We start from the raw sequence: 23,354 nt of genomic DNA, 5'->3' as shown, positions 1-23,354 counted from the left end.
CTCATCCCATGCGCCTCATGGACCGTCCCGGTTCCGACCGCCGCATTTCCTGCTGCAAAATCCCGCAGGTCAGGAATTTTCCCAAACGCCGTGGCGATGGCCACGTCAAGTTCCCGCACAACGTTTCGTTGCCGGCAGGTGCGCTATTTCACAGCCCCGGAAACGTCCGCTTTCACGGGCCGGATCCTGTCGCCGTCGCGAACATAGGCGCCGGCCTTGGCCACGACCTCGTCGCCGGCCTGCAGGCCGCCTGTGATCTCGATGACCTGGCCGTCCTGGATCCCGGTCTCTATCTTCACGAGCCTGACGACGCCGCCTTCCACTTTACGCGCAACCGTGCCCTCGCGCGAGGTGGTGACTGCGGATAGGGGCAGCACAAGACCTTTTCTCTCCTCGACGGTGATCTCGGCACTTGCGAACATGCCGACGCGCGCCTTTTCAGGTTCGTCGAGCTTGATGTAGACGCGCCCAAGCCGCGTGTCATTGTTGAGCGTCGGCTCGACCAGGCGAATGCTACCAGCCGCCCTGGCGCTGCCACCGGCCAGCGCCACGATGGCCTTCTGCCCGACGGCGAGCTTGAGGATGGAGCTTTCCGATACGTCGGCCTTCAGCTCGATCTCGCCGTCACGGATGATCGAGAAGAGCGGCTGGCTAGCGCCCATGGCGATCGAACCGATCTTGGCCGTACGAGAGGCAACGACGCCGGATACCGGGGCCTTGACGGCGGTGCGGGCCAGCTTCAGGTCGATATCGGCAATCTGGGCGTCCATGACCTTGATCTCCGCCTGCGAGACGGAAATGGCCTGCTCGGCCGACGTGACGCGGGAAATTGCGGCCTTGGCGCCGGCCGTTGCCTGGTCGAACACGGCCTGCGAGGTAGCGCCGGAGGTCACGAGCCTGTCGGCGCGCTCGCGCGCCTTGCCGGCCTCCTCGGCGTTCGCCTTCGCCTCGATCAGTTGTGCCTCCATCTGTGCCACGGAAGCGTCGGCCTTGGCACGCATGGCCTCCAGCTGGCTCTTCTCCAGCACCAGCGCATCGTCGTTAAGCGTTGCGAGCGTATCGCCTTCCTTCACCACGTCGGCGACGTCGGCTCCGAGCGCGCGGATCGACAGGCCATCGACGAGCGGTGCGACATAGATCTCTTCGACCGGCTGGATGGTGCCGGTGGCGATCACGCGGTCGACGACGGTGCGCTCTTCTACGGCCGTGACCACGATCGCGGGAAGGTTTTCCACCTGATCCACCACGGGGTCGGCATCGGCGGCCAACGCGCCGTGCGAGACGGCGGTTGCCGCAGCCATGGCGGCAGAGAGGCAGAGTACGTACTTCAATCCACGCGCCATGGGTCGACCTTCATGTAAAAAATGATTCACGAGCCGCGCCGCTGCCGCCATCAATTCTGCCGGGCGCGCATTCCTTCCCAGGCTGGAGACGGAACGGTTGCGTACACTCGTTCCGAGCGCTGTCGCCGAACCTCTACCAAGCAAGGCTCATGTAATGGGGTGCCGTTCGGCATACAAGCCTGAAACAAAATGGTGCCTCAATATTTACACGAGGCGTGGTCGGCGCGCAACAGATCGCGGTGTGCTATCTTGACGCGCATCCGCCCCTCAAATGCGAATGCGCGACAGGGTTTGCCGCGCATCCGCTTCGGTCATTTTCAGGCTCCGGACTACTTCAGAGCCTCGTCGGTGACCGCGTGCGTCCAGGCGCCCTCGGGCTCCTTGGAGATGACCGGGTCGGAGCCGCCGGCAAGCAGCGAGGCGACGGTGCGCTTGTAGTCCGCCTCGTCGAGCGCGCCGTTGGAGCCGGCCGTCAGCTTGGCGACCTCGCCCATCATGCGCTTCTGGTGCGCTTCGGTCTGCGCGCCGGTGGCATCATTTTCCAGAACGATGTCCGCTGCCGCGTCCGGGTTCTCCTCGGCCCATTTCCAGCCCTTCATCGAAGCGCGGACGAACTTGACCATCTTCTCCTTGAAGGCCGGATCCTTCAGCTTGTCCTCCAGCACGTACAGGCCGTCCTCGAGGGTCGCGACACCCTGGTCTTCATACTTGAAGGTCACGAGGTCGTCCGGCTTGATGCCGGCGTCGATCACCTGCCAGTACTCGTTGTAGGTCATGGTGGAAATGCAGGCAGCCTGCTTCTGGATCAGCGGGTCGACGTTGAAGCCCTGCTTGAGCACGGTCACGCCATCAGGTCCGCCATCGGTCGGGATCTTCAGGTGGCTCATCCACGAAAGGAACGGATATTCGTTTCCGAAGAACCAGACGCCGAGCGTCTTGCCCTTGAAGTCCTCCGGTCCCTTGACGCCGGATTCCTTCAGGCAGGTCAGCATCATGCCGGATTTCTTGAAGGGCTGGGCGATGTTGACCAGGGGAACGCCCTTTTCGCGGGTGGCGAGTGCGGAGGGCATCCAGTCGACGATCACGTCGGCGCCGCCGCCGGCGATCACCTGGGCGGGGGCGATATCGGGGCCGCCCGGCTTTATCTCGACGTCAAGACCTTCCTCCTCGTAGAAGCCCTTGTCCTTGGCCACGTAGTAGCCGGCGAACTGGGACTGGGTCACCCACTTCAACTGCAAGGCGACCTTGTCGGCTGCGCCGGCCTGGAAGGCGGCGAGCGAAAAGGCGCTTGCCATCAAAAGCGATGCGATCGTTCTTTTCATAGCGGTTCCCTCATTATCGTTTGCTTTGTTACGCCTGCCCACCGCGGACAGACGGATGCCAGAAGGTGACGGTGCGCTCCACAAGCGCAACTACCCCGTAGAAGACGGAGCCGGCGAGCGCGGCGACCGCGATCTCGGCCCAGACCATGTCGACGTTCATGCGCCCCACTTCGGTGGAGATCCGGAAGCCCATGCCGACAATGGGCGTTCCGAAGAACTCGGCGACGATGGCGCCGATCAGCGCCAGCGTGGAGTTGATCTTGAGAGCGTTGAAGATGAAAGGCCAGGCGGCCGGAAGGCGCAGCTTGACGAGCGTCTGCCACCAGCTTGCCGCATAGGTGCGCATCAGGTCGCGCTCCATGTGGCTCGCCGCAGCGAGACCGGCCACCGTGTTCACCAGCATCGGGAAGAAGGTCATGATGACGACGACGGCCACCTTCGACTGCCAGTCGAAGCCGAACCACATCACCATGATCGGCGCGACGCCGATCACCGGCAGGGCCGAGACGAAGTTGCCGAGCGGTAGCAGCCCCTTCTGCAGGAAGGGCGAACGGTCGATCAGCAGGGCCACGATAAAGCCCGAACCGCAGCCGAGCACATAGCCGGTGATCACCGATTTGAGGAATGTCTGCCGGAAATCCGCCCATAGCGTCGGCAGCGAGGTGATCAGCCGCTGCCAGATCGCGCTCGGCGCCGGCAGCAGCACGGAGGGGACGGCGAAGCCGCGCACGATCCCTTCCCACAGCACGAGGATGGTGATGCCGAAGAGCAGCGGCACGGCGATGCCGGCGGCGTGGCGGGCAATGGGGTTGTCGAACCTTTGCCGGACGAGCCACTCGTTGAAGGCCCAGGCGGCAAGCCAGAACGCCACCGCGGAGAGAAGGGAGATGGTGTTCATGCGCGCGCCCCCATTCGCCTGAGCACGGCCGAATGGGCGAGGCCGACGATGACGACGAGCAGTGCCGCCACCCCGGCCGCCATGAACAGCGCCGCCCAGATCTGCACCGTCTGGCCGTAGTAGGATCCGGCGAGCAGCCGCGCGCCCAGGCCCGCGACCGCGCCGGTCGGCAGCTCGCCGACGATGGCGCCGACGAGCGAGATCGCCACGGCCACTTTCAGCGAGGTGAAGAGATAGGGCATGGAGGAGGGCCAGCGCAGTTTCCAGAAGGTCTGCGCGGACGAGGCGTTATAGGTGTGCATCAGGTCGAGCTGGATCTGCTCGGGGCTGCGCAGTCCCTTCACCATGCCGACGACGACGGGGAAGAAGCTGAGATAGGTGGAGATCAGCGCCTTCGGCAAAAGGCCGGAAAGGCCGATGGCGTTGAGGACGACGATGATCATCGGCGCGATCGCCAGGATCGGGATCGTCTGGCTTGCGATCACCCAGGGCATCAGCGAGCGGTCCATCGCCCGGTTGTGGACGATGCCGATCGCCAGCAGGATGCCGAGCACGGTCCCCATGGCGAAGCCGAGGAGGGTGGCCGACAGCGTCACCCAGGCATGATAGACGAGGCTGCGCTTGGAGGTGACCGCCTTGTTGACGGTGGTGTCCCAAAGCTCGGCTGCGACCTGGTGCGGCGCCGGCAGGACCGGGCGTTCCTGCGCCATGGTTTTTGGCACGATTTCGGCAAACGTGATCGTCTCGCCGTTTCTCGCAGCGGTGTCGCGTTCGAACGGGGCGTTGAGGAAGATAACGGCGACGTACCAGATGGCGACGATGGCCACGATCACCGTGCCGATCGGGATGAGCCGGTCCCTGAGGAAGCTTTCCCTTTCCATGTCAGCTCCGCTCCGCTGCCGGAAGCAGCATCAGTCCCATCGCGACGACTCCGAGACCGACGCCGGCAAGCTGGGTGTTGGTCAGCCGCTCGCCGAAGACCGCAAAGGCGATGACGTTGATGAGAAGCAACTGGGCGATCGCCGATGCGGAGATAGCCAGCCCCAGCCCGCCCTCTCGCATCAGGCGCACCATCATCAGGTTGCCGACGCAATAGAGGAACAGCGACAGCACCAGCAGAAGGAGGTTGTTGCTTGCAACATAGGCGCGCGAGGCGGTCGCGGCGGAAAGAAACACGGCCATGGAGCCGGCCAGCCAGATGAGGAACTGCGGGTTCATGGGGTGGACTCCCCAGCTTTACCCCTCATCCGCCTGCCGGCACCTTCTCCCCGCAAGCGGGGGGAAGGGACCAGTCGCAAACGTTGCTCTCCCCCTCTCCCCGCCTGCGGGGAGAGGGTCGGGGTGAGGGGCAAAGCTGTGTTTTGCAGCACTGGCTCAAACATCATAGCTATGCCCCGCGCGCAGGCCCTCACGGACGCGATGGGCGATTTCCAGGAATTCGGGGGTCTCGCGGATGTCGAGCGGCCGCTCCCTGGGCAGCGTGGATTCGATCACGTCGGTGACGCGGCCGGGGCGGGGGCTCATCACCACGATCTTCGTCGAAAGGTATACGGCCTCGGGGATCGAATGGGTGACGAAACAGATCGTCTTGTTGGTCTGTGCCCACAACTTCAGCAGCGCCTCGTTCAGATGGTCGCGCACGATCTCGTCCAGCGCCCCGAAGGGCTCGTCCATCAACAGCAGGTCGGCGTCGAAGGCGAGCGCACGGGCGATCGAGGCGCGCTGCTGCATGCCGCCGGAGAGCTGCCAGGGATACTTCTTGCCGAAACCTGTAAGGCTGACGAGATCGAGCGTGCGCGCGACCCGTTCCTTCTGCTCGGCGGCCGAATAGCCCATGATTTCGAGCGGCAGGGCGATGTTCTTCTCGATGGTGCGCCAGGGATAGAGGGCGGCGGCCTGGAAGACGTAGCCGTAGGCGCGCTTGTGGCGCGCCTGTTCCGGCGTCATGCCGTTGACGGTGATCGTCCCCGATGTCGGCTTCTCCAGGTCCGCGATGACGCGCAGGAACGTGGTCTTGCCGCAGCCGGAGGGGCCGATGAAGGAGACGAAGTCGCCTTTCTCGACGGTCAGGTTGACGTCGGACAGGGCCGTCACCGGCCCGTCGGTCGTTTCGAAGGTCAATCCGAGGTTCGTGGCGCAGACGACGGACGATGCGGCGGGGCTTTTCATTTCCGTGCTCTCGATGCTGCGTTCGGAAAGAGACTGCATGTCCGTCGGATGCATTGCAATCGGCTTTGTCGTCATGGTCAGATCAGGCACGGGACTGTTCACACCGATTTGTTGGAGGAAACGTGATGGAAGCCGAAGACACACCCACTTGCCGCGTCATTCGGCCGGGCGGCCGCTATGACGGCAAGCAGGGGCTGTCCTATTTCGAGGGCATTGCGCGCGAGACGGTGGGATCGACGGGCATCTGCATGCACCTGTTGACGATCCCGCCCGGCGCGCGCGCCAAGGCGCATCTGCACGAAAGCCACGAGACGGCGATATACGTCCTGTCCGGCGAGGCGCATACCTGGTACGGCGCGCGGCTGGAAAACCATGTGATCGTGCGGGCGGGGGAGATGTTCTACATCCCCGCCGGCGTGCCGCACCTGCCGGCCAACCTTTCGGACGCGCCCTGTTCGGCCGTCATCGCCCGGACAGATCCGCACGAGCAGGAAAGTGTCGTGCTGCTGCCGGAACTGGACGGGCTGGTGGCCTAGATCACTTGCAACACAGGCTTCCGGAAGCATGACTCCGGGGCCCTGCAGCAACTGGTTCCCTTGCATGGCGCGACGCCCGGCGGGACAGAGAATGGTGGACCTGAGCGCGGTGGATGGCGCCATGCCGCTCACACCCCGGTTGCCGGAATGCCGCTGCGTTCGACCTTGCGCGGGGCGGTGATCTCCTTCCAGGTGGAGAGCGCCTTGCTGACGGCCGTCACCGGTTCGCGCCTGACGAACTCGCCGTGGCCCTCTCGGGTCTTGATGGTCGCTTCCTCGATCGCCACGACGCCGCGGGTCAGCGTGAAGCGCGGCAGGCCGCTCACTTCCTTGCCCTCGAAGACGTTGTAGTCGATCGCCGACTGCTGGGTCTTGGCGGCGACGGTCTTCGACCGCTTCGGATCCCAGACGACGATGTCGGCGTCGGCGCCGACGAGGATCGCGCCCTTCTTGGGATAGATGTTGAGGATCTTGGCGATGTTGGCGGAGGTGACGGCGACGAATTCGTTCATCGTGATCCGGCCGGTGTTGACACCGTGCGTCCACAGCATTGGCATCCGGTCCTCCAGTCCGCCCGTTCCGTTCGGGATCTTGGTAAAGTCCCCGACGCCGAAGCGCTTCTGCTCGGTGGTGAAGGCGCAATGGTCGGTCGCCACCACCTGCAGCGAGCCGGAGGCGAGGCCGGCCCAGAGACTGTCCTGATGCTGCTTGTTGCGGAAGGGCGGCGACATGACGCGGCGGGCGGCGTGGTCCCAGTCCTTGTCGAAATACTCGCTCTCGTCGAGCGTAAGGTGCTGGATCAGCGGCTCGCCATAGGCGCGGATGCCCTTCTGCCGCGCCCGGCGGATGGCCTCGTGCGCCTGCTCGCAGGAGGTGTGGACGATATAGACGGGACAGCCCGCCATGTCGGCGATCATGATGGCGCGGTTGGTTGCCTCGCCCTCGACTTCCGCCGGCCGCGAATAGGCGTGGGCTTCCGGTCCGTTGTTGCCCTCGGCGAGCAGCTTGGCGCACATGGAGGCCACGACGTCGCCGTTTTCGGCATGGACGAGCGGCAGCGCACCCAGTTCGGCGCAACGCTGGAACGAGGCGAACATCTCGTCATCGTTCACCATCAGCGCACCCTTGTAGGCCATGAAGTGCTTGAAGGTGTTGATGCCCTTGTCCTGAACGATCGTCTTCATCTCGTTGAAGACCTGCTCGCTCCACCAGGTGATCGCCATGTGGAAGGAATAGTCGCAGTTGGCGCGGGTGGACTTGTTGTCCCACATCGTCAGCGCTTCCAGCAGCGACTGGCCGGGTGAGGGCAGAGCGAAGTCGACGACCATGGTGGTGCCGCCAGCAAGGGCTGCGCGCGTGCCGCTTTCGAAGTCGTCGGAGGAATAGGTGCCCATGAAGGGCATTTCCAGGTGCGTATGCGGATCGATGCCGCCGGGCATGACGTAGCAGCCGGCCGCGTCCAGCATCTCGTCGCCGGAAAGGTTCGGACCGATCTCGACGATCTTCCCGCCCTCGATCTTCACGTCCGCCTTGTAGGTCAGGTCCGCGGTGACGACCGTGCCGCCCTTGATGACTGTGCTCATTGCTTATCTAGCCTCGCGATTGATTTCCGGCGGGTTGCCCCGGCCACGAAAATGGGCGGCACTTTCGCACCGCCCGCCCATTCATTCAGCAATGCCCGCCGTCTCGACGACCGCACGTAGCAACACGTCGGCGCCGCCGCTGGCCCATTCCTTGGAAATGTCCTCGGCCTCGTTGTGCGAGAGGCCGCCGACGCAGGGACACATGATCATCGTGGCAGGGGCGACCTTCGCGGCCCAGCAGGCATCGTGGCCGGCACCGGAAATGATGTTCATGTGCCTGTAGCCGAGATCTTCCGCCGCCTTGCGGACGGAGGCGACGAGGTCGGGATCGAAGGTGACGGGATCGAAATGGCCGACCGCCTCGACCGAACAGCCGACGCCGAGCGCGGCGCAGATCTCGGCGGCCCGCGCCTCGATCGTCGCCCGCATGCCGTCCAGTTTCGCCTGGTCGGGCGAGCGGATGTCGACGGTGAAGACGACCTTGCCGGGCAGCACGTTGCGCGAATTGGGCGAGAAGAACATCTGGCCCACCCCGCCGACGCAGCCCGGCTGGTTCTCCATCGCGACCGTCTGCACCATCTCGACGATGCGCGCCATGGCGAGCCCGGCGTTGACGCGCATGTTCATCGGCGTCGAGCCTGTATGGGCCTCGCGGCCGGTCAGCGTGAATTCGAGCCACCACAGACCCTGACAGTGGGTGACGACGCCGATCTGCCTGTTTTCGGCTTCGAGGATCGGTCCCTGCTCGATGTGGTACTCGAAATAGGCGTGCATCTTGCGCGCGCCCACCTCTTCCTCGCCGACCCAGCCGATGCGCTTCAGCTCGTCGCCGAAGGTCTTTCCGTCCGGATCCTTGCGGGAATAGGCGTAGTCCAGGTCGATGGCGCCGGCGAAGACGCCGGAGGCCAGCATGGCGGGCGCGAAGCGCGCGCCTTCTTCATTGGTCCAGTTGGTGACGACGACCGGGTGCTTCGTCCTGATGCCGAGATCGTTCATCGAGCGGATGACTTCCAGGCCGGACAGTACGCCCAGCACGCCGTCATACTTGCCGCCGGTCGGCTGGGTGTCGAGATGCGAACCGATATAGACCGGTAGCGCGTCGGGATCGGTTCCGGGCCGGGTTGCGAACATGGTGCCCATCTTGTCGACGGCAAGCGTCATGCCGGCAGCCTCGCACCAGCGCTTGAAGAGCGTGCGCCCCTCGGCATCGGCATCAGTCAGGGTCTGGCGGTTGTTGCCGCCGGCAACGCCGGGACCGATCTTCGCCATCTCCATGAGACTGTCCCACAGGCGGTCGGCATTGACGCGCATGTTCTCGCCGGGTGCGGCCATGTCACTAGCTCCCAAATTTCGGGCGGACTATCCAATTCGTCCGCCTATGCGTTCCCTCCGGGCAAAGGGCGCGATTTGTTTTTGTGCGCCTCCGAACAGCCGTTGCGTTTGTTCCGCAACTCGCCGATAATTTGACCGGTTGGTAAACATTACAGCTTCCATTGCGGCACTCAAGTCGAAAAAGACAAATGCGGCGGGCTTCGCCCACAAAAATGGCAGGGGCTAAACTGGTGATTTTGACGGCACTTTTCCGCCCATGCGAGGGCTAGGGGAGCAAATGGTTCTACCGAGGGCAGCCAGGACCCAGCGGCGCACGCGTATCCAGGAGGAGAAGGAAGAGCGCATCCTGGAGGCGGCGCTGGAAGTCTTCTCGCTTCACGGCTACCGCGGCGCCACGGTGGACCAGATCGCCGAGGTCGCGGGCATGTCCAAGCCGAACCTCCTCTATTACTTCCGCACCAAGGAGGCGATGCACCGTGCGCTGATCACCCGGGTGCTCGACACCTGGCTCGACCCGCTGCGCGAATTCGATGCACTCGGCAATCCGGTCGCCGAAATCCGCAGCTATATCCGCAGGAAGCTGGAAATGGCGCGCGATTTTCCGCGCGAGAGCCGGCTTTTCGCAAACGAGATCCTGCAGGGCGCGCCCAACATCGAGGACGAGCTGAAGGGGCCGCTGAAGGCACTCGTGGACGAGAAGGCAGCGGTGATCCGCAGTTGGGCCAAGGCCGGGAAGATCGCCAAGTGCGATCCCTATCACCTGATCTTCTCGATCTGGTCGACGACCCAGCACTATGCCGACTTCGACGTGCAGGTGCGGGCGGTGCTGGGTCAGGAAAATGCCGGCGACGGCCGCTTCGAGGATGCGGCACGCTTCCTGGAGCAGCTCTTCATCACCGGCCTCGAAATCCACGACCCGGCGAACTGACGGCTCAGCCCGCGGTGACGATGCAATTGCGCCCCTGCTCCTTGGCGCGATAGAGCGCTGCGTCCGCCCGGGCAAGCATGGCATCCAGAGTGGCCCGGCCGCTTCCGGCGTGCAGGGCAAGGCCGCCGCTGACCGTGATCGGCAGGACGACGCCGGAACCGAGATCGACGGTGCACCTTTCCACCGCGTTGCGTATCCGCTCCGCAACCGCTTCCGCCTCGGCGCGCGTGGTCCCCGGCAGGAAGACGGCGAACTCCTCGCCGCCGAGCCTGCCGAACAGTCCGTTGCCTTCGAGCGCGTTCGAGACGGAAAGCGCGAAGGCAACGAGAGCCGCGTCGCCGGCGGCATGGCCATGCCGGTCGTTGACCGACTTGAAGCGATCGACGTCGAGCATCAGCACGGCCGCAGCGCCCGTGTTATTATCGTTCAGCCTTTCCAGAAGATGCTCGCTGCGTTCGATGAAGGTCTTCCGGGTCAGCGTCCGGGTCAGGTCGTCGTGCTCGAGCATATCCTTCAGGCGCCTGACAAGCTCGTTGCGCGCCGCACTGACGCTGCCGACCGCGAGCGGTGCCAGCGCGATCAGCGCCAGACCCAACCTGATCGACTTGCCCCATTCGACAGGGTCGATTTCCGGCGGCAGCTCGGCAAGATTGCCGGTAATGGCGACCATGCCCCAGATCGCGAACACCAGTGTCAGGACGGCCGTCGCAAAGAACGAATAGCTCAACGCACACCAGAGCAGCGCGGGTACGGGGAAGGCAAACGATCCGGGGCCGTCGAGGAGGCTGCCGAGCACGACCGACGCGAGGAGCGCTAGCATCGGCGCGGCGTCGCGCATGCCGCCCGCGATGGCAGCGGCGGCGCTTGACCACCTGATGTCCCGCCATTTGGGAGCGGCAAGGACGACGGGAAGCACGGTGACGGTGCTGACGAGTTCCGTGCTGAACCAGAGCTCCAGCTCGTCGGTGAAATTGCCGCCGATCAGGATGCTGTAGGCTGCCGCGCCAAGGAATGCGCTTGCCGCGGCAGCGCAACAGCAGACGGCAAACACCACCATCACCGACTGCGGCCGTTGCAGCCGGACATGGCCTTCCGGGAGCGCCTTGAACAGCACGTAGCCGGTGATCGCCTCCGTCAGGTTGGCCGCCGTCAGCCATATCGTCATTCCGGGCTCTCCGCCGGTGACGAGGTCCGCAGCCACGAATCCGGCGAATGCGCCGAACCAGCCGCCGAGGGTGGAGAGGTGCGGTGCCCGTAGCATCAGACCGAGAAGGAGCGCATTGGCCGGCCAGAACGCGGCGAATGCGCCCATAGGGCGGGTCATGATCCCGAACAGGGCTGCACAGAAGACGGCGAGGCCGACAAGCAACAGATCGCGCGGCAAGCTTCGCCACACCGTTGACGCCACATCGCGCCGGCCCTCATCAAGCATCCGTCACCCCATCCCCTCTGCGCGGCGCCGGATTATACTCCGATGCCCGCGCTCCATTGCCTCATACGTCCTGAACGGCCGCTGAATGTAGTTCGGGTGTCGCAATCACTCGAAAATATCAGGATCTTTCGAAATATTCATCCGTTCGTCGCAGCAGGACAACGAAAGCCCTATTTCGCAGGACGTGTTCATCGTCCTTGAAATTCTCGGATGCGGGGATTTCGGGGGTGAAATGCTCGATCTGTAGTGGGGCTGCGCGGGAAGAACGTGCGCAGGCCGCACCATCATCCGTTTCAGCGGAGTTCGGCGAGCGCTTTGCGGCGTTGTGCTGGCGATGCCGGAGTTTGCGTGCGTCCGGCCATGGCCGGCTGCCGGGCGGGCCGGCAGCCGAGGTCGTCAGTCAGCCTCACTCCGCGGCCTGGCGGGCCATCGGGTTGTTGGGGTGGGTCGTCCAGTTGGCGTAGTTCGGATCGACAGGCTTGCCGGTACGCTGGTCGACGACGCCGGCTTCCAACCCTACCATCGTGATGCAGTTGTCGACCGGACACACGTTGACGCACAGATTGCAGCCGACGCACTCGTCTTCCATCACCTCGAAATGGCGGACACCGTCGACCATGGACGTGATCGCCTGGTGCGAGGTGTCCTCGCAGGCGATATGGCAGCGGCCGCACTTGATGCAGGCATCCTGGTCGATATGCGCCTTGGCGATGTAGTTGAGGTTCAGATACTGCCAGTCGGTGACATTCGGCACGGCGCGGCCGGTGATGTCTTCCAGCGTCCTGTGTCCCTTCGCGTCCATCCAGTCCGACAGGCCGGTAATCATCTCCTCGACGATCTTGAAGCCGTAGGTCATCGCAGCGGTGCAGACCTGCACGTTGCCGGCACCGAGCGTCATGAACTCGGCGGCGTCCCGCCAGGTCGTCACGCCGCCGATGCCGGAGATCGGCAGGCCGTAGGTCTCCGGATCGCGGGCGATCTCGGCCACCATGTTCAAGGCGATCGGCTTGACGGCCGGACCGCAATAGCCGCCATGCGAGCCCTTGCCGCCGACGGTCGGCTGCGGGGCGAAGCTGTCGAGATCGACGGAGACGATCGAGTTGATGGTGTTGATCAGCGACACGGCGTCGGTGCCGCCGGCCTTGGCGGCGCGGGCGGGCTTGCGGACGTCGGTGATGTTCGGCGTCAGCTTGGTGATGACCGGCATCCGCGTGTACTGCTTGCACCAGCGCACGACCATTTCAATATATTCCGGCACCTGACCGACGGCGGAACCCATGCCGCGCTCGGACATGCCGTGCGGACAGCCGAAGTTGAGTTCGATGCCATCGGCGCCGGTTTCCTCGACCAGCGGCAGGATCGCCTTCCAGCTCGCTTCCTCGCAGGGAACCATGATCGAGGCGATGAGGGCGCGATCCGGCCAGTTCATCTTCACCTGCTTCATCTCCTGCAGGTTCACCTGCAGGGGGCGGTCGGTGATCAGCTCGATGTTGTTGAGGCCGAGAAGCCGGCGGTCGGCGCCCCAGATCGCGCCGTAACGCGGGCCGTTGACATTGACGACCGGCGGGCCTTCCTCGCCGAGCGTCTTCCAGACGACGCCGCCCCAGCCCGCCTTGAAGGCGCGTTCCACGTTGTAGGCCTTGTCGGTCGGTGGCGCGGATGCAAGCCAGAAGGGGTTCGGGGACTTGATGCCGACGAAATTGTTGCGGAGATCAGCCATGTCTCATTCTCCCTTCAAGCGACGGCAACGGCGGGATTTGCCGCAGCGGCAAGTGCCCGGTTGATCGAATCGGCCGCGTCGCGGCCCTGCGCGACGGAGGTGACCGTGAGGTCCTCGCCGGCCTTGACGCAGTCGCCTCCGGCCCAGACCCGGGCCATCGACGTACGGCCTTCCGCATCGATGGCGATCCGGCCGGCCTCCAGGCGGAGATTGCCGACGCCTGTTGGATCGAACGTCTGGCCGATCGCCTTGAAGATCTGGTCGGCGGCAAGGATGCCGGTCTCGCCGGTACCAACGAGCCTGCCGTCCTGCATTGCGGTATATTCGACCTCGATGCCGGCCACCTTGCCGTCCTTGCCGATGACCCGCTTCGGCTGCAGCCAGTGGCGGATCATCACGCCCTTGGAGGTGGCGAGGTCCTGCTCGTATTCCGAGGCGTTCATGTGCTCCTTGCCGCGGCGATAGCAGATCGTCACCTCCTCGGCGCCGAGAAGCTTGGACTGGACAGCCGCATCGATCGCCGTCATGCCGCCGCCGATGACGACGACGCGGCGGCCGATGGCGATGTCGGCCTTGTTCTCGACCTGACGCAGGGCGGCGATGAAATCGACCGCATCCTCGACGCCGGAAAGCTGCTCACCCTCGGTCTTCAGCGCGTTGACGCCCGCAAGCCCCATGCCGAGGAAGACGGCATCGAAGTTCTCCGTCAGCTCGCCGAGCGTGAAGTCGCGGCCAAGCTTCTGGCCGTTGCGGATCTCGATCCCGCCGATCGAAAGCAGATAGTCCACCTCGCGCTGGGCGAAATCGTCGGTCGATTTGTAGGTGGCGATGCCGTACTCGTTCAGGCCGCCGGGCTTCACGCGGGCATCGAAGATGATGACGTCATGCCCGTTCATTGCGAGGCGGTGCGCGCAGGCAAGGCCGGCCGGCCCCGCGCCGACGACGGCGATGCGGCTGCCGGTTCTTTCGGCGCGCTGGTAGAACTGGATGTTCTGTTCCATGGCTGTGTCGGTGGCGTAGCGCTGCAGCCTGCCGATTTCCACCGGGCGTTCCTCGGCGGTATTGCGCACGCAGACCTGTTCGCAGAGCGTTTCGGTGGGACAGACACGGGCGCACACGCCGCCCAGGATGTTCTGGTCGAAGATGGTCTTGGCCGAGCCGATCGGATTGCCGGTCGAGATCTGGCGGATGAACATCGGAATGTCGATGGAGGTCGGACAGGCCGTCATGCACGGCGCGTCGTAGCAGAAGTAACAGCGATCGGCCGCCACCAGCGCTTCATGATGATCGAGCGGCGGATGCAGGTCGGAAAAATTCTTCTCGTAGTCGGCGGGCGCGAGCCTGCCGCCATGGATCCCAGATACGTTCGTTCCCATTGTTGTCTCCCATTTTGATTGGGCTTTGATGGTGAAACGGTAGCACGCTTTATTTTTTTATCAAACGGTAAAATTTTGGGATGAAATGCCGGAAATCCGGGCGTTCCGGAGACTGAAAACATGAGAAAAAGGGTTATATTTCGATTCCTTGAAACGCTCTGCGACGGGTTGCAGGAGTGTCGCAGCTACGACGAGATGTTTGACAGCACGGCGCAAAAGATGGCAGCAAATCGCGAGGCAGTCAGGGGTTACGCAGATGGCGAGGCGATCCGAAACGGGCGGCAGGCTGGACGACGCGGCGAGGGCGGGCTGGCTCTATTATGTCGCCGGTCGCACGCAGGACGAGATCGCTTCCGCCATGGGCATTTCCCGACAATCGGCGCAGCGGCTCGTTTCTCTTGCCGTTGCCGAGCGGCTGATCAAGGTGCGGCTGGACCACCCGATCGCGGAATGCCTGGAACTGGCGCAAAAGCTCAAGGAACGCTTCGATCTTCTCCATGTGGACGTGGTTCCGTCCGATCCGGATTCGACATCGACCACCGTCGGGATAGCCGAGGCGGGGGCGGCGGAAATCGAGCGCTGGCTGAAGCGTCCCGATCCGATCGTCCTGGCCGTCGGCACGGGGCGTACCCTGAAGGCAGCGATCGACCAGTTGCCCTCCATGGAATGTCCGCAGCACCGCATCATGTCGCTGACGGGCAATATCGGCCCTGACGGGTCGGCGGCCTACTACAACGTCATCTTCAGCATGGCCGATGCGGTGAAGGCTCGGCATTTCCCGATGCCTCTGCCGGTTCTGGTATCCTCGGCCAAGGAGCGCGACCTGCTGCACGAACAGAGTCTCGTGCAATCGACGCTGAAGCTCGCCCAGGAGGCCGCGGTCGCCTTCGTCGGCATCGGCGAACTTGGTCCGGAGGCGCCGCTTTGCGTGGACGGCTTCCTGGATCGGGAGGAAATGGCCGAACTGATGGAGAACGGGGCGGCAGGAGAGATCTGCGGCTGGATGTTCGACCGAAACGGTCAGCTTCTTTCCGGCAGCATCAACGAGCGCGTCGCCTCGGTCCCGCTGCCGTCGCGCGACAAGGCGGCCGTGATCGGCCTCGCCAAGGGGCAGCGCAAATACCTGGCGATCCTGTCGGCGCTGAAAGGGCGGATGATCAACGGGCTGATCACCGACGAGGCGACGGCGAAGTACCTGCTTTCGGCGTGACGCGCCGGGCAATGCCCAAACGCGCCGCTGCACCTTCCCACACCCCTCAACCGCGGGCGGCCTCCTCCAGTCCCGCGATGTCGAACTTGACCATTTTGAGCATGGCTTCGGTGACGCGCTTCGCCTTTGCAGGGTCGGGATCCCTCATCAGTTCGGCGAGCCGGCGCGGCGTGATCTGCCAGCAAAGGCCCCAGCGATCGCGCAGCCAGCCGCACTGTTCGGTCGTACCGCCTTCGCCCAGCGCCTGCCAGAGACGGTCGATCTCAGCCTGCGTCTCGCACTCGACGATGATCGAGAAGCTGTGGTTGAACGCGTCGAGCGGTCCGGCCTCGATTGCCATGTAGCGCTGGTCGCCGAGCGTAAAGGCGGCAATCTTGACGCTGCCGGGCGGTCCGCTCGGCGTTTCGGCGGGAAGGGTCGTTATCCATTCGACCGTCGAGCCGGGAATCTGCGCGGCATAGAAACGGACGGCCCGCTCCATGTCCTTTTCGAACCAGAGATGCTGCGTGACCTTCATCGCATGCTCCTTTCATCGCGCTTGCCCGGGCTGATCTGAGCGCGGGCCTGAGCCAAGGACGTAGCGAGGCGGCCGGTGCCGACAGTTCTGCCGGAAGAATTCCGCTGCGCGCGGAACGTCAGGGGATCGCAATAGGTCTCTCGCGGCTCCCCTCGCATCTACAAAGACTGAAACGATATCAATCGTCTGCGTGTGTTCTTCGGCATTGCAGCATAAAATGGCCGTTGACTTTTTCTGAGATAATGTGAGTAATTGCCCATGAGCGAAGCAAATGCTCATAACCCTTCTGGGAGGAAGACATGAAATTGAAGACGCTGCTGCTGGGCGCGTGCTCGGCCGTTGTCCTGTGCGGATTTGCCAATGCGGAAACCCTGACGATCGCCACCGTCAACAATGGCGACATGATCCGCATGCAGAAACTGACGGACGACTTCACCTCCAAAAATCCGGACATTCAGCTCGAGTGGGTCACGCTCGAGGAGAACGTGCTGCGTCAGCGCGTGACGACGGATATCGCCACCAAGGGCGGCCAGTACGACGTGCTGACGATCGGCACCTACGAAGTGCCGATCTGGGCCAAGCAGGGCTGGCTGCTGCCGCTCGACAATCTCGGCGCCGACTACGACGTCGACGACCTGCTGCCGGCGATCCGCTCCGGCCTGACGGGCGATGACGGCAAGCTCTATGCCGCGCCGTTCTATGGCGAAAGCTCGATGGTGATGTACCGCAAGGACCTGTTCGAGAAGGCCGGGCTGACCATGCCTGACGCCCCGACCTGGGAATTCATCGCGGACGCTGCGCGCAAGATCACCGACAAGAACAGCGAGATCTACGGCATCTGCCTGCGCGGCAAGGCGGGCTGGGGCGAAAACATGGCCTTCCTGACGGCGACGGCGAACGCTTTCGGCGCGCGCTGGTTCGACGAAAACTGGAAGCCGCAGTTCGACCAGCCGGAGTGGAAGAACGCGCTCGACTTCTACGTGAAGCTGATGAACGACGCCGGTCCTCCGGGCGCATCCTCGAACGGCTTCAACGAGAACCTGGCGTTGTTCCAGACCGGCAAGTGCGGCATGTGGATCGACGCGACCGTAGCGGCTTCCTTCGTGACCAATCCGAAGGAATCGACGGTCGCCGACAAGGTCGGTTTCGCACTCGCTCCCGACACGGGCCTTGGCAAGCGCGGCAACTGGCTGTGGGCCTGGAACCTCGCCATCCCCGCCGGTACGCAGAAGCAGGCGGCGGCCGAGAAATTCGTCGCCTGGGCGACTGGCAAGGAATACCTGAACCTCGTCGCCGAGAAGGAAGGTTGGGCGAACGTGCCTCCGGGCACCCGCACCTCGCTCTACGAGAACCCCGAGTACCAGAAGGCAGCACCCTTTGCGAAGATGACGCTGGACAGCATCAATGCGGCTGACCCGAAGAACCCGGCGGTCAAGCCGGTGCCTTATGTCGGCGTCCAGTTTGTCGCGATCCCCGAGTTCCAGGGCCTTGGAACGGCGGTCGGCCAGCAGTTCTCGGCCGCACTTGCCGGGCAGGTCAGCGTCGACCAGGCTTTGCAGAGCGCGCAGCAACTGGCCGAGCGCGAAATGACGAAGGCCGGCTACATCAAGTAGGCTCCCAAGGCCCGGTGCAGTCGCAATACCTGCTGCACCGGGGTTGAGGTTCCATCCTCTATTCTCCGGAGGAGGGAGCCTCCTTGCTGGCGCCGTCGGGCCGTTTTCCGGGCCCAAGCGGGATGCGTCCCGAAATGCGGCGCCGGCCTTTTCGAAAAAAACTTCACGCGCCTTTCTTCCGACGGCCGGATTTCCGCCGGCCAGTTTCGGAAGGCGGGCGGGCAACCTGACCGGGAACTGCCATGGCCACCCTTCACACCCGATCCGCCGCCCGCGCGATGATGGCACCCTCGGTGCTGCTTCTGCTCGCCTGGATGATCGTGCCGCTGGCGATGACGATCTATTTCTCCTTCCTGCGCTACAATCTCCTGATGCCGGGTATGGAGGAATGGGCAGGCTTTTCGAACTACAGGTACTTCCTGACGGATCCGGCCTTCTTCCAGGCCCTGTTCAACACACTCGCGATCGTGGTCGGGGTGCTGCTGATCACGGTGATCGGTGGTATCGCGCTGGCGATCCTGCTGGACCAGCCGATGTTCGGGCAGGGCATCGTGCGCATCCTGGTGATCGCGCCCTTCCTGATCATGCCGACGGTTGCGGCGCTCGTCTGGAAGAACATGTTCATGAACCCGGTGAACGGGCTTTTCGCCCATCTCGCCAAGGCCGTCGGCCTGCAACCCTACGACTTTCTCAACAACGCGCCGCTGATGTCGATCATCGTGATCGTCGCCTGGCAGTGGCTGCCGTTCGCGACGCTGATCCTTCTGACCGCGCTGCAGTCGCTCGACGAGGAGCAGAAGGAGGCGGCACAGATGGACGGGGCCGGCGCATGGTCGCGCTTCATCTACCTGACGCTGCCGCATCTTTCGCGGGCGATCACCGTCGTCATCCTGATCCAGACGATCTTCCTGCTTTCCGTCTTTGCCGAAATCCTCGTCACCACCAATGGCGGCCCCGGCACGCAGAGCACCAACCTGACCTTCCTCGTCTATGCGCAGGCTTTGCTGCAGTTCGACGTGGGCGGCGCATCCGCCGGCGGCATCATCGCCGTCATCCTCGCCAACATCGTCGCATTCTTCCTGATGCGGATGATCGGCAAGACCCTGGAGGCGTGAGACCATGGCCCGCAACGTTTCGACCCAGCGAAAGATCGTCGTCACCGTCGCCGCCTGGGCGATCGGCATCCTGATCTTCTTCCCGATCCTGTGGACCTTCCTGACGAGCTTCAAGACGGAGGCGCAGGCGATCGCCTCGCCGCCGTTGTTCCTGGGCTTCGACTGGACCTTGGAAAACTACCACGAGGTCCAGGAGCGCTCGGACTACTTCAAGCACTTCATGAATTCGGTGGTGATCTCGATCGGCTCGACGCTGCTGGGGCTCATCATCGCGATCCCCTCGGCCTGGGCCATGGCGTTTTCGCCGACGCCGAAGACCAAGGACGTGCTGATGTGGATGCTCTCCACCAAGATGATGCCGCCGGTGGGCGTTCTGGTGCCGATGTACCTGATCTTCCGCAACACCGGCCTGCTCGACACGCGTCTCGGCCTCGTCATCATACTGACGCTGATCAACCTGCCGATCATCATCTGGATGCTCTACACCTACTTCAAGGAAATCCCCGGCGAGATCCTCGAGGCAGCGCGGATGGACGGCGCCTCGCTCGCCAAGGAGATCATCTATGTGCTGACGCCGATGGCCATTCCGGGAATCGCCTCGACGGTGCTGCTCAACATCATCCTCGCCTGGAACGAGGCCTTCTGGACGCTGAACCTCACGGCCTCGAAAGCGGCACCGCTGACGGCATTCATCGCCTCCTATTCCAGTCCCGAGGGCCTGTTCTACGCCAAGCTGTCGGCCGCTTCGACCATGGCGATCGCACCGATCCTCATCCTCGGCTGGTTCTCGCAGAAGCAGCTGGTCCGCGGCCTCACCTTCGGCGCAGTGAAATAAGGACAACAGAAATGGGAAGCATCACCCTCAACAATGTCTCGAAGGTCTTCGGCGCCCACACCGTCATTCCTTCCATCGACTTAAACATCGAGGAGGGCGAGTTCGTCGTCTTCGTCGGGCCGTCGGGCTGCGGCAAGTCCACGCTCCTGCGCCTGATCGCAGGCCTGGAAGACGTCTCCGGCGGCAAGATCGTCATCGACGGCAAGGACGCTACCGAGCTGGCGCCGGCCAAGCGCCGCCTGTCGATGGTGTTCCAGTCCTACGCGCTCTATCCGCATATGAGCGTGCGCTCCAACATCGCCTTCCCCCTGAAAATGGCGGGAGAGGACGCCAGCGTGATCGACAAGAAGGTGGCGGACGCAGCCCGCGTGCTCAACCTCACCGACTATCTCGACCGCAAGCCGCGCCAGCTTTCGGGCGGCCAGCGCCAGCGCGTCGCCATCGGTCGCGCGATCGTTCGCCAGCCGGTAGCGTTCCTGTTCGATGAGCCGTTGTCCAACCTCGACGCAGCACTGCGCGTCAACATGCGCCTCGAGATCAGCCAGCTTCACCAGCAGCTGAAGACGACGATGGTCTACGTCACCCACGACCAGGTCGAAGCGATGACCATGGCCGACAAGATCGTTGTGCTCAACAGGGGCAATGTCGAGCAGGTGGGCTCACCGCTCGATCTCTACCACCATCCCGACAACCTGTTCGTCGCCGGTTTCATCGGCTCGCCGAAGATGAACATCATCACCGGCGATATCGCGAAGGGCTATGGCGCGCACACGATCGGGGTGAGGCCGGAGCATCTCGACCTTTCCACCTCCGCCGGCGCCTGGCGCGGCACGGTGGGCGTTGCCGAGCATCTCGGCTCCGACACGTTCCTGCATGTCGCGGTGGACAAGGTGGGAACAATGACGGCCCGCGTCGGCGGCGACTTCCCGGTCCGTCACGGCGACCAGGTCTATCTCAGCCCGCAGGAGGGCCGGGTACATCGCTTCGACGAGACGGGGCTTGCGATCCGATGAAGAGACTCGACGGCAAGAGTGCACTCATCACCGGTTCGGCGCGCGGAATCGGCCGCGCCTTCGCGGAGGCCTATGTGCGGGAAGGCGCGCGTGTGGCGATCGCCGACATCGATGTCGAGCGGGCACGCCGGACGGCAGGCGAAATCGGCCCGGCCGCCTATGCGGTGCAGATGGACGTCACCAGCCAGCAGTCGATCGACGATGCGGTGGGGGCATGCGTGGCTACGGCCGGCGGACTGGACATCCTCATCAACAATGCGGCGCTGTTCGATCTGGCGCCGATCGTGGAGATCACCCGCGAAAGCTACGACCGGCTGTTTTCCATCAATGTGAGCGGCACGCTCTTCACGATGCAGGCGGTGGCGAAGCAGATGATCGCGCAGGGCCGCGGCGGCAAGATCATCAACATGGCAAGCCAGGCGGGGCGTCGCGGCGAAGCGCTGGTCGCCGTCTACTGCGCCACCAAGGCAGCCGTCATCAGCCTGACCCAGTCGGCGGGGCTCGATCTCATCAAGCACGGGATCAACGTCAATGCGATCGCGCCCGGTGTCGTCGACGGCGAGCACTGGGACGGCGTCGATGCGCTGTTTGCCAAATATGAAAACCGGCCGCTCGGCGAAAAGAAGCGACTCGTTGGCCAGGAAGTGCCGTTCGGCCGGATGGGCACGGCGGCGGACCTGACCGGCATGGCGATCTTCCTCGCCTCGGCGGAGAGCGATTACGTCGTCGCCCAGACCTACAACGTCGACGGCGGCAACTGGATGAGCTGACGAAGGATCGCCCGCGGCTTTTGCGGGATTTCGGAATGACGAAACGAAGGCTGGCGGCCCGCGATGCGGGCGCCGGCACGGACAGGCTTTGCGTTCTGCAATGACCGGAAGCTGCAGAACCGCGCACGACCGGAAGGAAAAGACCATGACCACCAAACTGTCGCTGGCAAACCTCGAAACGGTGAGGAAGACCGCCGGCGTGCCCGCCTACGCCAGATCCGCACTGAAGGCCGGCATCGTCCATTTCGGCGTGGGCAACTTCCACCGGGCGCACCAGGCGGTCTATCTCGACGCGCTCTTCAATGCCGGGCGGGACCTCGACTGGGCGATCGTCGGTGCGGGCGTGCTGCCCTCTGACGAGGCGATGCGGGCGAAGCTTGCAAGCCAGGACTATCTGACGACGGTGGTCGAGCAGGACAACAACCGCACCGGCGCGCATGTCACCGGCGCGATGATTGACTATCTCAAGCCAGGCGACGTGGCGTCGACGGTGGCACGGCTCGCCGATCCCGCCATCCGCATCGTATCGCTGACGATCACCGAGGGCGGCTACTTCATCGATCCGGCGTCGGGCGTATTCAATCCCGCCCATCCCGCGATCGCAGCCGACGGCGAGAACCCGGACGATCCGAAGACCGTGTTCGGCCTCATCCTTGCCGGGCTGAAGGCGCGCAGGGCAAAGGGAATTGCGGCGTTTACGATCATGTCCTGCGACAACATCCCCGGCAATGGCGAGGTGACCCATGCCGCCGTTTCCGGTCTCGCGCGGCTTTCCGATCCGGATTTCGCAGACTGGATCGACGCGAGCGTTGCCTTCCCGAACGGGATGGTGGACCGGATCACGCCGGCAACCGGGCCGCGCGAGATCGAGATCGTCGCAGACGAATACGGCATCGAGGACCAGTGGCCGGTCTTCTGCGAGGAATTCAAGCAGTGGGTGCTGGAGGACAAGTTCCCGCAGGGACGCCCGGCGCTGGAGACGGTCGGCGTGCAGTTCGTGCCGGACGTCGCGCCCTACGAACACATGAAGATCCGCATCCTCAACGGCGGGCATGCGGCGATCGCTTATCCGGCGGCCCTCCTCGACATCCATTTCGTCCACGAGGCGATGGAGGATGCCGATATCCGCGCCTTCCTCGCCAAGCTGGAGCGCGACGAGATCATCCCGGTAATCCCGCCGGTGCCCGATACCGACCTTGCCGACTATTTCACGCTGATCGAGAAGCGCTTCTCCAACCCCAAGATCGGCGACACCATCCCGCGTCTTGCACAGGACGGCTCCAACCGGCAGCCGAAGTTCATCCTGCCGTCGACCGCCGACCGGCTGCGCCGCGGCGAGGACGTCATCGGTCTGTCGCTCGTCTCAGCGCTGTGGTGCCGCTATTTCGCAGGTACGTCGGACAGCGGCAAGGCGATCGTTTTCAACGACGCAAGCGCCGAGCGCCTTCAGGCCGCCGCGCTGAAGGCCAAGGACGATCCGACCGCCTTCCTTGCGCTTTCCGACATCTTCGGCGAGGTTGCGGCTTCCGAGCTGTTCCGTCGGCGATTCGCCCATGCCCTCCAGACCCTTTGGGACAGGGGCACGCGTGCGACGCTGCGGCTCTATCTCGACGACAAGCTGGCGGATTGAACCCGCCTGCGG

At 63.9% G+C, this 23,354-nt stretch carries 21 protein-coding genes; 9 read left to right on the top strand and 12 right to left on the bottom strand.

Annotation, left to right across the window (positions count from 1 at the left end):
• Positions 1–143 precede the first annotated feature (143 nt).
• The 6 genes from HV823_RS09835 to HV823_RS09810 all read right to left on the bottom strand — a co-directional run bounded on the left by HV823_RS09835 (position 144) and on the right by HV823_RS09810 (position 5,732).
• Positions 144–1,343: an efflux RND transporter periplasmic adaptor subunit gene (locus HV823_RS09835; RefSeq protein ID WP_176949546.1), complete on the bottom strand. Its 1,200-nt coding sequence runs from the start codon at positions 1,341–1,343 to the stop codon at positions 144–146.
• A 329-nt stretch (positions 1,344–1,672) separates the two neighbouring features.
• A complete protein-coding gene (locus HV823_RS09830; RefSeq protein WP_176949545.1) occupies positions 1,673–2,665 on the bottom strand; it encodes an ABC transporter substrate-binding protein in 993 nt (330 codons plus the stop codon).
• A gap of 28 nt (positions 2,666–2,693) precedes the next feature.
• A complete protein-coding gene (locus tag HV823_RS09825; RefSeq protein ID WP_176949544.1) occupies positions 2,694–3,563 on the bottom strand; it encodes an ABC transporter permease in 870 nt (289 codons plus the stop codon).
• Positions 3,560–4,444 carry an ABC transporter permease gene (locus HV823_RS09820; protein WP_176949543.1) on the bottom strand — a complete coding sequence of 295 codons (885 nt, stop codon included), beginning with the start codon at positions 4,442–4,444 and terminating at the stop codon, positions 3,560–3,562. Before HV823_RS09820 ends, HV823_RS09825 begins: the two co-directional genes overlap by 4 nt.
• 1 nt (position 4,445) lies before the next feature.
• The gene (locus HV823_RS26650; RefSeq protein ID WP_246301085.1) at positions 4,446–4,781 is read right to left on the bottom strand and encodes a hypothetical protein; all 336 of its coding nucleotides are present in this window, start codon (positions 4,779–4,781) and stop codon (positions 4,446–4,448) included.
• A 156-nt stretch (positions 4,782–4,937) separates the two neighbouring features.
• Positions 4,938–5,732: an ABC transporter ATP-binding protein gene (locus HV823_RS09810; protein WP_176949752.1), complete on the bottom strand. Its 795-nt coding sequence runs from the start codon at positions 5,730–5,732 to the stop codon at positions 4,938–4,940.
• A 125-nt stretch (positions 5,733–5,857) separates the two neighbouring features.
• Between HV823_RS09810 and HV823_RS09805 the strand changes: the two genes are divergently transcribed.
• Complete coding sequence (locus HV823_RS09805; protein ID WP_176949542.1) at positions 5,858–6,268, top strand: cupin domain-containing protein; 411 nt, start codon at positions 5,858–5,860, stop codon at positions 6,266–6,268.
• 128 nt (positions 6,269–6,396) lie between these two features.
• Here HV823_RS09805 and hydA read toward each other — a convergent pair whose 3' ends face one another.
• Both hydA and HV823_RS09795 read right to left on the bottom strand, forming a co-directional pair.
• Positions 6,397–7,851: a dihydropyrimidinase gene (gene hydA / locus HV823_RS09800; protein ID WP_176949541.1), complete on the bottom strand. Its 1,455-nt coding sequence runs from the start codon at positions 7,849–7,851 to the stop codon at positions 6,397–6,399.
• Positions 7,852–7,932: 81 nt separating this feature from the next.
• On the bottom strand, positions 7,933–9,183 hold the full coding sequence (locus HV823_RS09795; RefSeq protein ID WP_176949540.1) for a Zn-dependent hydrolase: 1,251 nt from the start codon (positions 9,181–9,183) through the stop codon (positions 7,933–7,935).
• A 277-nt stretch (positions 9,184–9,460) separates the two neighbouring features.
• On the opposite strand from HV823_RS09795, the gene HV823_RS09790 reads away from it, so the two are divergent.
• Positions 9,461–10,111, top strand: coding sequence for a TetR family transcriptional regulator C-terminal domain-containing protein (locus HV823_RS09790; RefSeq protein WP_176949539.1), 651 nt, complete (start codon positions 9,461–9,463; stop codon positions 10,109–10,111).
• 4 nt (positions 10,112–10,115) lie between these two features.
• On the opposite strand, the gene HV823_RS09785 is transcribed toward HV823_RS09790, so the two are convergent.
• The 3 genes from HV823_RS09785 to HV823_RS09775 form a co-directional block, all read right to left on the bottom strand.
• Positions 10,116–11,543, bottom strand: a complete 1,428-nt coding sequence (locus HV823_RS09785) for a GGDEF domain-containing protein (protein ID WP_176949538.1) — start codon at positions 11,541–11,543, stop codon at positions 10,116–10,118.
• 406 nt (positions 11,544–11,949) lie between these two features.
• Positions 11,950–13,263, bottom strand: a complete 1,314-nt coding sequence (gene preA, locus HV823_RS09780) for an NAD-dependent dihydropyrimidine dehydrogenase subunit PreA (RefSeq protein ID WP_176949537.1) — start codon at positions 13,261–13,263, stop codon at positions 11,950–11,952.
• A gap of 14 nt (positions 13,264–13,277) precedes the next feature.
• Positions 13,278–14,639 (bottom strand): NAD(P)-dependent oxidoreductase, encoded by a 1,362-nt coding sequence (locus tag HV823_RS09775; RefSeq protein ID WP_176949536.1) that lies wholly within the window; start codon positions 14,637–14,639, stop codon positions 13,278–13,280.
• 256 nt (positions 14,640–14,895) lie between these two features.
• Between HV823_RS09775 and HV823_RS09770 the strand changes: the two genes are divergently transcribed.
• Positions 14,896–15,849 carry a sugar-binding transcriptional regulator gene (locus HV823_RS09770; protein ID WP_176949535.1) on the top strand — a complete coding sequence of 318 codons (954 nt, stop codon included), beginning with the start codon at positions 14,896–14,898 and terminating at the stop codon, positions 15,847–15,849.
• Positions 15,850–15,895: 46 nt separating this feature from the next.
• Here the strand turns inward: HV823_RS09770 and HV823_RS09765 are convergent, their stop codons facing one another.
• Positions 15,896–16,366, bottom strand: coding sequence for a VOC family protein (locus HV823_RS09765; protein WP_176949534.1), 471 nt, complete (start codon positions 16,364–16,366; stop codon positions 15,896–15,898).
• A gap of 299 nt (positions 16,367–16,665) precedes the next feature.
• Here HV823_RS09765 and HV823_RS09760 point away from each other — a divergent pair, with 299 nt between their 5' ends.
• From HV823_RS09760 to HV823_RS09735, 6 genes are all read left to right on the top strand, one after another.
• The gene (locus HV823_RS09760; RefSeq protein ID WP_176949533.1) at positions 16,666–17,979 is read left to right on the top strand and encodes an ABC transporter substrate-binding protein; all 1,314 of its coding nucleotides are present in this window, start codon (positions 16,666–16,668) and stop codon (positions 17,977–17,979) included.
• 242 nt (positions 17,980–18,221) lie between these two features.
• Positions 18,222–19,094: a carbohydrate ABC transporter permease gene (locus HV823_RS09755; protein WP_176949532.1), complete on the top strand. Its 873-nt coding sequence runs from the start codon at positions 18,222–18,224 to the stop codon at positions 19,092–19,094.
• A gap of 4 nt (positions 19,095–19,098) precedes the next feature.
• On the top strand, positions 19,099–19,929 hold the full coding sequence (locus HV823_RS09750) for a carbohydrate ABC transporter permease (RefSeq protein WP_176949531.1): 831 nt from the start codon (positions 19,099–19,101) through the stop codon (positions 19,927–19,929).
• Between the two features lie 11 nt (positions 19,930–19,940).
• Positions 19,941–20,942, top strand: coding sequence for an ABC transporter ATP-binding protein (locus tag HV823_RS09745; RefSeq protein WP_176949530.1), 1,002 nt, complete (start codon positions 19,941–19,943; stop codon positions 20,940–20,942).
• The gene (locus HV823_RS09740) at positions 20,939–21,712 is read left to right on the top strand and encodes an L-iditol 2-dehydrogenase (protein ID WP_176949529.1); all 774 of its coding nucleotides are present in this window, start codon (positions 20,939–20,941) and stop codon (positions 21,710–21,712) included. Before HV823_RS09745 ends, HV823_RS09740 begins: the two co-directional genes overlap by 4 nt.
• A 145-nt stretch (positions 21,713–21,857) precedes the next feature.
• The gene (locus HV823_RS09735) at positions 21,858–23,342 is read left to right on the top strand and encodes a mannitol dehydrogenase family protein (RefSeq protein WP_176949528.1); all 1,485 of its coding nucleotides are present in this window, start codon (positions 21,858–21,860) and stop codon (positions 23,340–23,342) included.
• Positions 23,343–23,354: the final 12 nt, after the last annotated feature.

Source organism: Mycoplana rhizolycopersici (assembly GCF_013378445.1).
In the GTDB taxonomy this organism is placed as follows: Bacteria; Pseudomonadota; Alphaproteobacteria; order Rhizobiales; family Rhizobiaceae; genus Mycoplana; species Mycoplana rhizolycopersici.
This window is presented reverse-complemented; position numbering and strand designations above follow the sequence as displayed.

What these genes read in the sequence shown, in the direction of transcription:
- HV823_RS09835 (WP_176949546.1), bottom strand. Translation starts at nt 1,343, where the DNA reads ATGGCGCGTGGATTGAAGTACGTACTCTGCCTCTCTGCCGCCATGGCT.
- HV823_RS09830 (WP_176949545.1), bottom strand. Translation starts at nt 2,665, where the DNA reads ATGAAAAGAACGATCGCATCGCTTTTGATGGCAAGCGCCTTTTCGCTC.
- HV823_RS09825 (WP_176949544.1), bottom strand. Translation starts at nt 3,563, where the DNA reads ATGAACACCATCTCCCTTCTCTCCGCGGTGGCGTTCTGGCTTGCCGCC.
- HV823_RS09820 (WP_176949543.1), bottom strand. Translation starts at nt 4,444, where the DNA reads ATGGAAAGGGAAAGCTTCCTCAGGGACCGGCTCATCCCGATCGGCACG.
- HV823_RS26650 (WP_246301085.1), bottom strand. Translation starts at nt 4,781, where the DNA reads ATGAACCCGCAGTTCCTCATCTGGCTGGCCGGCTCCATGGCCGTGTTT.
- HV823_RS09810 (WP_176949752.1), bottom strand. Translation starts at nt 5,732, where the DNA reads ATGAAAAGCCCCGCCGCATCGTCCGTCGTCTGCGCCACGAACCTCGGA.
- HV823_RS09805 (WP_176949542.1), top strand. Translation starts at nt 5,858, where the DNA reads ATGGAAGCCGAAGACACACCCACTTGCCGCGTCATTCGGCCGGGCGGC.
- hydA (WP_176949541.1), bottom strand. Translation starts at nt 7,851, where the DNA reads ATGAGCACAGTCATCAAGGGCGGCACGGTCGTCACCGCGGACCTGACC.
- HV823_RS09795 (WP_176949540.1), bottom strand. Translation starts at nt 9,183, where the DNA reads ATGGCCGCACCCGGCGAGAACATGCGCGTCAATGCCGACCGCCTGTGG.
- HV823_RS09790 (WP_176949539.1), top strand. Translation starts at nt 9,461, where the DNA reads ATGGTTCTACCGAGGGCAGCCAGGACCCAGCGGCGCACGCGTATCCAG.
- HV823_RS09785 (WP_176949538.1), bottom strand. Translation starts at nt 11,543, where the DNA reads ATGCTTGATGAGGGCCGGCGCGATGTGGCGTCAACGGTGTGGCGAAGC.
- preA (WP_176949537.1), bottom strand. Translation starts at nt 13,263, where the DNA reads ATGGCTGATCTCCGCAACAATTTCGTCGGCATCAAGTCCCCGAACCCC.
- HV823_RS09775 (WP_176949536.1), bottom strand. Translation starts at nt 14,639, where the DNA reads ATGGGAACGAACGTATCTGGGATCCATGGCGGCAGGCTCGCGCCCGCC.
- HV823_RS09770 (WP_176949535.1), top strand. Translation starts at nt 14,896, where the DNA reads ATGGCGAGGCGATCCGAAACGGGCGGCAGGCTGGACGACGCGGCGAGG.
- HV823_RS09765 (WP_176949534.1), bottom strand. Translation starts at nt 16,366, where the DNA reads ATGAAGGTCACGCAGCATCTCTGGTTCGAAAAGGACATGGAGCGGGCC.
- HV823_RS09760 (WP_176949533.1), top strand. Translation starts at nt 16,666, where the DNA reads ATGAAATTGAAGACGCTGCTGCTGGGCGCGTGCTCGGCCGTTGTCCTG.
- HV823_RS09755 (WP_176949532.1), top strand. Translation starts at nt 18,222, where the DNA reads ATGGCCACCCTTCACACCCGATCCGCCGCCCGCGCGATGATGGCACCC.
- HV823_RS09750 (WP_176949531.1), top strand. Translation starts at nt 19,099, where the DNA reads ATGGCCCGCAACGTTTCGACCCAGCGAAAGATCGTCGTCACCGTCGCC.
- HV823_RS09745 (WP_176949530.1), top strand. Translation starts at nt 19,941, where the DNA reads ATGGGAAGCATCACCCTCAACAATGTCTCGAAGGTCTTCGGCGCCCAC.
- HV823_RS09740 (WP_176949529.1), top strand. Translation starts at nt 20,939, where the DNA reads ATGAAGAGACTCGACGGCAAGAGTGCACTCATCACCGGTTCGGCGCGC.
- HV823_RS09735 (WP_176949528.1), top strand. Translation starts at nt 21,858, where the DNA reads ATGACCACCAAACTGTCGCTGGCAAACCTCGAAACGGTGAGGAAGACC.